The organism is Kitasatospora sp. NPDC088742 (genome assembly GCF_055584905.1).
The window spans coordinates 1-7,223 of sequence record NZ_JBVJLD010000101.1; the positions used below are offsets into that span (position 1 = coordinate 1).

Sequence of the window (7,223 nt, forward strand, 5' to 3'; positions counted from 1 at the left end):
GGCAGGCTGTGGCCTGTCGCCCCGGGCCTTGTCGCGTCCGGGCCTCACCCAGGGGTGGGTGGGCATCCGTGCAGGTCACCGGGCACGACAGCGCCCCGGTGCGACAGGGGGCGCGACACCCCCCGCGACAGGGGTCACCGGGGCCGGTCACCGGTCCTTCGCCGGGTAGAGGGCAGCTCAGCTCGGTCATCGGTCCGCTCCTCGCATCCGCCCGTGCGCGGTGCGCGCCGGGGACGTCTACGACGGTAAACCTGTACCTGGGTACCGGATGCAAGGGAAGGTGGCCCGCGGTCAGCGCGGTGGGTCTGCCAGGTGCCAGGGGGAGCCGGGGCGGGTGGCATGCGGGGCGGCGGCGAGCCGGATCGCGTAGACCGGGGTGTCGCCGGGAATGGGGCCGAGGTAGTGGTGGCCGGTCATGTGGCACCAGGCGGGCAGGTCCAGTGGGGCGGCCGGGTCGGTGGCGATGATGTGCACAACCGCGCCCTCGGGTAGGCCGGTGATCCGGTCGCGGAGCTTCAGCAGCAGGGTGACGCACAGCAGGCCGGTGCCGTCGATCATCAGGTCCGCCCCGGCACCCGCTCCGGTGGTGCTCACCGGGGCAGGGTCTGGGTGACGCGCCACAGCCGCCGGGGCAGGCCGCCCTCCTCGAAGGGGTGCACCTCGTTCAGGGTCCAGCCGTCGGCGAGGGAGTCGACCAGGTCGCGGGGGAAGAAGTGGACGGCGAAGCCGCCGTGCTCCCAGATGTCGTCGCCGTGGCCGGTGCCCGCCCCGTAGTGGGCGTCGCCGGTGTGCCGCACGGTGTAGATGAGCACCCCGCCGGGCCGCAGCACCCGGCGGACCTCGGCGACCAGGGCGTGGAGCTCCTTCGTGGACAGGGCCATGCACAGCAGCATGTGAGCGAACACCGCGTCCGCCGAGGCGTCCGCCAGCGGCAGCGGCTCGCGGACGTCGTGGACCGCGGTGGCGACCCGCTCCGCCGTGCCCTGGACGGCGGCCGCCGCACGGAGCTGGTCCAGGCCGACGGGGCTGAAGTCGGTGGCCAGCACGGTGAAGCCCTCGCGGGCGAAGTGCAGCGCGTCGCGGCCGTGCCCGGCGCCCAGCTCCAGCACCTCGCGCGCGCCGGCGGCCCGGAAGACGGCGGCAGCGTGGACGGCGGGCTCCGAGGGCTGCTCGCCGTACATCTCCGGGTGCGCGGAGTACGTCTGCTCCCAGTGCGTCTGCTGGGCCGCGGCCAGCTCCTGCTCGCTGCGTGACACGCCGCCTGCTCTCCTCTTCACGTGCTGGGCCCCGCCGGAGCCCGGTCCCCCTCAGCCTAGGCCCGACCGCCGCAACCGGGCAGGCGGGTCGGGCGGGCGGTGGTCAGGTGCAGCAGTCGCAGCCGGAGCGGCACCCGCACCCGTCGTCGGTGGAGCTTGGCACCGGGGCGGTGCCCGCGCTGGCGGGCGCGCAGCAGCCCTTCCCCTGCCAGGCGTCGCGGCCTTCCTTGACCGCGATGACGGCGATCACTAGGGCAGCGATCGGGTCTGCCCAGGACCAGCCAAGGGTGGCGTTCAGCACCAAGCCCACCAGCAGGACGGCGGAGAGGTAGGTGCACAGCAGTGTCTGCTTGGAGTCCGCGACGGCGGAGGCGGAGCCGAGTTCACGTCCGGCGCGGCGCTGGGCGGCGGACAGGAACGGCATGACCGCCAGGGACAGGGCGGCCAAGGCGATGCCGACCGGGGAGCGTTCGGCGTCGCCGGTGCCGGCCAGCGCCCGGACGGCGTCGACGCCGACGTAGGCGGCGAGGGCGAAGAAGGAGACGGCGATGATCCGCAGGGTGGTCTTCTCCCGGGCCTCGCGGACCGCGTGGTCGCGGGCGGAGAACTGCCAGGCGAGGGCGGCGGCGGAGGACACCTCGATGACCGAGTCCAGACCGAAGCCGACCAGCGCGGTGGAGGAGGCGATGGTGCCAGCGGTCAGGGCGACAACGGCTTCGATGACGTTGTAGGTGATGGTGGCGGCGACCAGCAGCCGTATTCGCCGGGCGAGCGCGTCGCGGCGGGCCGGGGACGGACCGAGCGAGATCGTCGCCATCAGCAGCAGCCCTTCTCGTCAGCCTCGGTGCAGGTGCGGTCGTCGGCGACGGCGACCACGGCGGTGCGCAGGACGTCCAGCGCGTGGCCGAGGCGGGCGTCGGCGAGCTCGTAGCGCGTGCGCCGGCCAACCGGCACAGCGACCACCAGGCCGCAGTCGCGCAGGCACGCCAGATGGTTGGACAGGCGGGTGCGGGAGACGCCGAGAGTCTCGGCGAGGTCGGCGGGATGCGCCGGGGCCTCGCGCAGGGCGAGCAGGATGCGGCAGCGGATCGGGTCAGCGAGCGCCCGCCCGAAGCGGGTCAGGGCGTCCAGGTCGGAGGCGAGCGTCAGCATGCCCAGCACAGTACACAATTCGATGGATTCACAAGACCCTGAACTATTGGCGCGTATCCCGCCCGGTGGGACGGCCCCTCGTCGGGGACGGGACTGGGCGGATACTGGCGCCGGAGACGAGCCGGAGGGGGCCGTGGTGGTGGACTGGCCGGTGCTGCTGCTGGGCTTCACCGCGGGCGGGGTGATCTCGACCGTGACCGCCCCGGTGGGGGTGTCCGGGGCGGTGTTCCTCCTCCCGGTGCAGGTCAGCCTCCTGGGCGTGCCCTCCCCGGCGGTGACCCCGACGAACCTGCTGTTCAACGTCGTCGCCGGGCCCGGCGCGCTCCTGCGCCACCACCGGGCCAAGCGCCTGGGCGGCCCGCTGGTGCGGCTGCTGCTCGCGGGCACGGTGCCCGGGGTCGTGATCGGTGCCGCCGTGCGGGTCTTCGCCGTCCCCGGCCCCCAGGTCTTCCGGCTCCTGGTCGCCGCGCTGCTGCTGCCGCTGGGCCTGTGGCTCACCGGGCGGACCCTGTACTCGGCACCATCCCGCGCCGGGGCGGCACCGTCGGCCAGGGCCATCGGGATGCTGGCGCTGGTGGTCGGCACCGTCGGCGGGATCTACGGAATCGGCGGCGGCTCGATCCTGGGCCCCGTGCTGGCCGGACGCGGGGTGCCGGTGGCCGAGGTCGCCCCGGCCGCGCTCGCCTCCACCTTCGTCACCTCACTCGTCGGCGCGGGCGCCTACGCCGTCCTGGCCCTGGCCGCGGGCGACCACGTCGGCCCCCACTGGCTGCTCGGCCTCGCCTGCGGGCTGGGCGGCCTGGCCGGCGGCTACCTCGGCGCCCGCCTGCAACCGCGCCTTCCCGAACGGGCCCTGCGACTGATCCTCGGAGCCCTGGCCACCGGACTCGGGCTCCTGTACGCCGTACAGGGTGTGATGTGAACCCCCGACCGCTCAGGACGCGAGCAGGTGGTGCAGGCGGTCGGCCGGGGTATCCCAGCCGAGCCACTGCTCCGTGCCGCCACTTGCGGCCGGTCCGCAGGTCGATGCCGACGATCCGGCGCCGTCGGCCGCGAGGAAGAAGCCGGTGATCCCCGATGCCGAGGACCGCCCGGGGTTGCCGGCCCGGGCGGTCCTCGGCATCGCGACTGCTGGGTTCCACGCCCGGACCCCAGCGGTTCTACTTACCGCCGCTCGGATCCGACTTCTCCTCGGCCGCGGCCTGGTCCGCAAGCACGTTCTGAGGGTCGTAGCCGTAGGAGACCGTGCCGTCCGTCTCTACTGCCTGGAGCCGACTCAGAGGGTCGTAGGCGAGCGTGAGCCCGGCACCGTCATCATCGTTCACAGGCTCGTTCACAGGGGCGTTCTGGTCAGACATGGAACCTCCAACTGATCGTGGGCGCGGCCGCGCCACACGAGTCGATCATGCTGCAACCGGTGCCGACAGTTCAGGAGAACAGCCAACCCGGCCGCTCACCCGGCCGCAGCTAGGGAAGGAACAACCCGCACGCGTGCCTGCATCAATCTGCAGATCACGGGCGGGTTCTGCCAGGGTCCACGGCCAGAATTCCGCGAACCCGCGCGTTTTGGGCCGAGGTGACCTCAAGGCGCGCCGTGCCGTCCGGGTCCGGAAACGGCGGAGGGGCGGCCCGTAGGCCGCCCCTCATCCACCGCTTGTGCTGCCTTCCCGGGCGGCCTAAGCCGCCCCCGGCAAGGCCGCGATCCAGCCCATGCCCGCACAGGACCCGAACCGGCCGACACGGCACGGGTATGTGATCACGTGGCCGCGCGGGGGCCGGTCTTCAACGCCACCGGTACGTCGCGGCGGTCATCGGCGCCAGCAGCAACGGCGGGCCGCCAGACCGGTCGGCCTGGTCGAGGACGGGCCCCACGTCCGGGTAGAGGTGGAGACCGGCCGCCTCGGCGAGCGGCACCCACTCCACCGCCGCCCTGCCCGGGTCGTGCCCTTCGATGGCGAACCCCCCGTGCTCGGTTCAGCGGCAAGGGGCGGAGTCCCGCTGGTCACCACCAATCCGTGCAGCTGACCGAGTTGATGATCCATCCGCACGCCCGGAGCCGCTCGTAGCTGCCGGCAGGGTGCCGCTTGGCAGGGGTGGTGATCGAGTCCTTCTCGTGGGCGAGGAACGGACCGCACTGGTACCAGGTCGCACCGTTGTCCTGACTGACGTCCATCCACACCGACTCGTCCGGCAGCAACGGTCCGACCAGCTTCGCCCACGCCCGTCGCCCACCCGCCACCTGGCCGACCTCCAACGTCAAGGTCTTCTGGTTCTTGAAGCCCATCTTGCGGACCGGATTGCCGGACAGGCTGTCGGAGATGTCGACGAAGTCGTTCATACCACGCACACAGTTGTCCAGCGTCCGGGGCGCGCCCACCGCCACCGCGGGAACGGAGACCCCGAACAGGCAGGCCACGGCGACGAGTACGACTTCCACACGTGTTCTCATGGTTTCCCCATCACCGACCGTCGACGCACCCAACCATCCGCACACGGACCTTCGCCTGAACAGCGGGCACGGGCGGTCACGCCGGGCGCTGGGGGCGTACGCGCGCGTGCTCACAGGGCAGGCGATGGTGAAGGCGGCGGCACGTGGCCGAAGCCGCAGCGCAGCGCACCACCTGCTCCCGCCCGCCTCTGACGGTCCGGCAGCCGCGTTATGCAGGGCGGAGGTTGAGGGAGCGCCGGATAGCGTCGGCGAGATGGTCGCTCCCTCGCGTAGGCCACTCAGCCAAGGCCCGGCCGCCGAGCAGCTGGCCGCCTGCGCCCGGGGCTGGCGAGAATAGGCCATCACCGTTCTCACCAGCCCCTGACCTGGGCGGATCGCTGAAACTCACCGGGCGGGCGTGACTGGTACGGGGGCCGGTGAGTCCTCGGGGCATGACGACGAAGAGCCTGCCTCCGTGGAGCGAGTGGACGACGTACGGCGAGACCGCGCGCCAGGAGCAGGTGGAGCTCGGTGGCGGGCCGGAGGCCGGCCGGGAGCTGAGCGAGGAGGAGGGGGCCGCGCTTGAGCTGGCGGCGACCGCCGGGGAGCGGGCGGCCGGGTGGATCCGCTCGCTCACCGGTCGGTGGCCGGACGCCGGGCGGGAGCTGGCCGGGGTCGCCGACACGGTGGCGGAGGTGATGGCGGGGATCGACCCGGCCGGGGCCGGCGAGGTCGATGCGGAGGCCCACTACGAGCTGACCGTCGAGATCCGGCACACGGTGGCGCAGCCCGCCGCGCGCGAGCACCTCACCCTGGCCGAGCGCGTCGCCCTGGTCGCCGTCGGCGCGGTGGCCGCGGACGCCGCGGTGACCGTCCTCGGCGACTTCGACCTGGCGCTGCCGGTGCCGTGCGCGGCGATCGACGACGCCCTGGTGCTCGCCGGTGCTGACGGTCTGGCAGGGACGGTGCCCGGGGCGGTCGGTGACGGGGCGCCGGATAGCGTCAGCGGGATGATCACTCCCACGCGCAGGCCGCTCGGCACGGGGCCGGCCACCGAGCAGCACCAGGACGTCGCGGCCGTCGGAGCGCGGCGTCTGCCCGTCGAACAGCGCCCGGCCGATCCGGCCCCGAACCGCGCCGAGCACGACCAGGAGCAGCGGGCCGGATCCACTCCGGAGCAGCGGCGCCCGCTCGGACGGGGAGCCGCCGCCGAGTAGGCCGGCGGTCACCACTGCGGCCCGCACCCGACTTGACCTGTCGCAACGAAGTTAGTCGGGCCGGATCCGTTGACCTGCGGGGACTGGATTGGATGAGACGGCTGCGGGTCGGCCAGGCGTCCGTCAGGACGCCAGGGTCGTGGTGACCGCCAGCACCGAACCGAACGTCGCGAGCGTCGCGACGTGCTCGATCCCCATCACCGAACGCCCCCAGCAACGGCCGTGGTGCGGAGAGGATTGCTCTGAGCTGCGATAGTTGGCGCCGAGCTAGGCGAAGAGGCATGCAAACCGCAGGGGGAACAGTGGAGCGGATCACCGAGGACCAGGTCGCGCAGCTGACCGGTTTCGTGTTTGCACGAATCCCTGACGCAGCCTCACTCCAAGGCGAAGCACGTCGCGCTGCCACGGCCCTGCGGCTGGCCGCAACCAAACAGGTTGCGGCGGTGCGTTTCCACCGGGCCTCACCGCCCGAGAACGCGGCGGAGACCGAGCTGCACGCAACTGCCTCATGGAACCTGCTGGTCGCCTTCGCCCAAATTTGGCACGACCACCCAGAGTTCCCTGCTGGCGCCGCCATAGAGACCTTCGAGTTTGACTCCGAGTCTCCCCTCTCGATGACCGAGCACCGCGAGCAATAGGCCTTACGGGACTTGGTGCAGAGAAGCCGCGTCGAGCTGAAACCAGTCCTGGGTGACCATCCAGGACTGGTAGTCCAGGAAGATCCTTGCGAGGCCGTCCGATCACTCTCGGATCGTGAAATAGTCGCGGAGGAGCCGGTGGAGCGTGATCACCGCTGCGGCGTCGGCCTGCTTGGTGAGCGGGTGAGTCCAGCCCCCTGGAGTGAGGTGGCGGACGAGGAGGGGCCAGGTCAGGTTGAACCGTTCCGGGTTCGGCGGAGACTCGATTTCGTATAAGGATTCGAGTCATGGCACGTCCCTCCTCCTACCCGCTTGAGCTGCGCCGTCGTGCGGTGCGCATGGTCGCCGAGGTCCTCGGTGACTACCCGAACGAGTCCGCGGCGCTGAAGGCCGTCGCTGAGAAGCTCGGCATCGGCTCGACCGAGACGCTGCGCAACTGGGTCCGTCAGGACCAGGTCGACTCCGGGCAGCGGTCCGGCACGACCACGGAGGAGTCCGCGCAGATGAAGGCGTTGAAGAAGGAGAACGCCGA

Annotated in this window: 12 protein-coding genes; 4 read left to right on the forward strand and 8 right to left on the reverse strand. The window is 72.1% G+C overall.

All coding sequences use genetic code 11. From position 1 onward, the window contains the following. Nucleotides 1–291 precede the first annotated feature (291 nt). From ACZ6ZR_RS38320 to ACZ6ZR_RS38335, 4 genes are all read right to left on the reverse strand, one after another. The gene (locus ACZ6ZR_RS38320; protein WP_465650617.1) at nt 292–594 is read right to left on the reverse strand and encodes a sulfurtransferase TusA family protein; all 303 of its coding nucleotides are present in this window, start codon (nt 592–594) and stop codon (nt 292–294) included. Next, nucleotides 591–1,256 carry a class I SAM-dependent methyltransferase gene (locus ACZ6ZR_RS38325; RefSeq protein ID WP_465650619.1) on the reverse strand — a complete coding sequence of 222 codons (666 nt, stop codon included), beginning with the start codon at nt 1,254–1,256 and terminating at the stop codon, nt 591–593. Before ACZ6ZR_RS38325 ends, ACZ6ZR_RS38320 begins: the two co-directional genes overlap by 4 nt. A gap of 103 nt (nt 1,257–1,359) precedes the next feature. Next, nucleotides 1,360–2,073, reverse strand: a complete 714-nt coding sequence (locus ACZ6ZR_RS38330; RefSeq protein ID WP_465650621.1) for a cation efflux transmembrane domain-containing protein — start codon at nt 2,071–2,073, stop codon at nt 1,360–1,362. Then, entirely contained in the window at nt 2,073–2,408 is a 336-nt protein-coding gene (locus tag ACZ6ZR_RS38335) for an ArsR/SmtB family transcription factor (RefSeq protein WP_465650623.1), read from the reverse strand. The genes ACZ6ZR_RS38330 and ACZ6ZR_RS38335 overlap by 1 nt, the downstream gene beginning before the upstream one ends. A gap of 139 nt (nt 2,409–2,547) precedes the next feature. Between ACZ6ZR_RS38335 and ACZ6ZR_RS38340 the strand changes: the two genes are divergently transcribed. Next, nucleotides 2,548–3,330, forward strand: a complete 783-nt coding sequence (locus ACZ6ZR_RS38340) for a TSUP family transporter (protein WP_465650638.1) — start codon at nt 2,548–2,550, stop codon at nt 3,328–3,330. A gap of 12 nt (nt 3,331–3,342) precedes the next feature. On the opposite strand, the gene ACZ6ZR_RS38345 is transcribed toward ACZ6ZR_RS38340, so the two are convergent. The 4 genes from ACZ6ZR_RS38345 to ACZ6ZR_RS38360 form a co-directional block, all read right to left on the reverse strand. After that, the gene (locus ACZ6ZR_RS38345; protein WP_465650625.1) at nt 3,343–3,531 is read right to left on the reverse strand and encodes a hypothetical protein; all 189 of its coding nucleotides are present in this window, start codon (nt 3,529–3,531) and stop codon (nt 3,343–3,345) included. Nucleotides 3,532–3,568: 37 nt separating this feature from the next. Continuing rightward, on the reverse strand, nt 3,569–3,766 hold the full coding sequence (locus tag ACZ6ZR_RS38350; protein WP_465650627.1) for a hypothetical protein: 198 nt from the start codon (nt 3,764–3,766) through the stop codon (nt 3,569–3,571). 424 nt (nt 3,767–4,190) lie between these two features. After that, nucleotides 4,191–4,322, reverse strand: coding sequence for a hypothetical protein (locus ACZ6ZR_RS38355; RefSeq protein ID WP_465650628.1), 132 nt, complete (start codon nt 4,320–4,322; stop codon nt 4,191–4,193). A gap of 88 nt (nt 4,323–4,410) precedes the next feature. Continuing rightward, nucleotides 4,411–4,845, reverse strand: a complete 435-nt coding sequence (locus tag ACZ6ZR_RS38360) for a hypothetical protein (protein ID WP_465650630.1) — start codon at nt 4,843–4,845, stop codon at nt 4,411–4,413. Nucleotides 4,846–5,288: 443 nt separating this feature from the next. On the opposite strand from ACZ6ZR_RS38360, the gene ACZ6ZR_RS38365 reads away from it, so the two are divergent. From ACZ6ZR_RS38365 to ACZ6ZR_RS38375, 3 genes are all read left to right on the forward strand, one after another. After that, a complete protein-coding gene (locus ACZ6ZR_RS38365; RefSeq protein ID WP_465650632.1) occupies nt 5,289–6,053 on the forward strand; it encodes a hypothetical protein in 765 nt (254 codons plus the stop codon). Nucleotides 6,054–6,355: 302 nt separating this feature from the next. After that, a complete protein-coding gene (locus ACZ6ZR_RS38370; protein WP_465650634.1) occupies nt 6,356–6,691 on the forward strand; it encodes a hypothetical protein in 336 nt (111 codons plus the stop codon). A gap of 287 nt (nt 6,692–6,978) precedes the next feature. Continuing rightward, nucleotides 6,979–7,223, forward strand: a 245-nt coding sequence (locus tag ACZ6ZR_RS38375; RefSeq protein WP_465650636.1) for a transposase, incomplete at its 3' end; no start/stop codon positions are given.

Bases quoted from the DNA above. Each gene is read 5' to 3' on its own strand.
- ACZ6ZR_RS38330 (WP_465650621.1), bottom strand. From the start codon at position 2,073: ATGGCGACGATCTCGCTCGGTCCGTCCCCGGCCCGCCGCGACGCGCTC.
- ACZ6ZR_RS38335 (WP_465650623.1), bottom strand. From the start codon at position 2,408: ATGCTGACGCTCGCCTCCGACCTGGACGCCCTGACCCGCTTCGGGCGG.
- ACZ6ZR_RS38345 (WP_465650625.1), bottom strand. From the start codon at position 3,531: ATGCCGAGGACCGCCCGGGCCGGCAACCCCGGGCGGTCCTCGGCATCG.
- ACZ6ZR_RS38350 (WP_465650627.1), bottom strand. From the start codon at position 3,766: ATGTCTGACCAGAACGCCCCTGTGAACGAGCCTGTGAACGATGATGAC.
- ACZ6ZR_RS38365 (WP_465650632.1), top strand. From the start codon at position 5,289: ATGACGACGAAGAGCCTGCCTCCGTGGAGCGAGTGGACGACGTACGGC.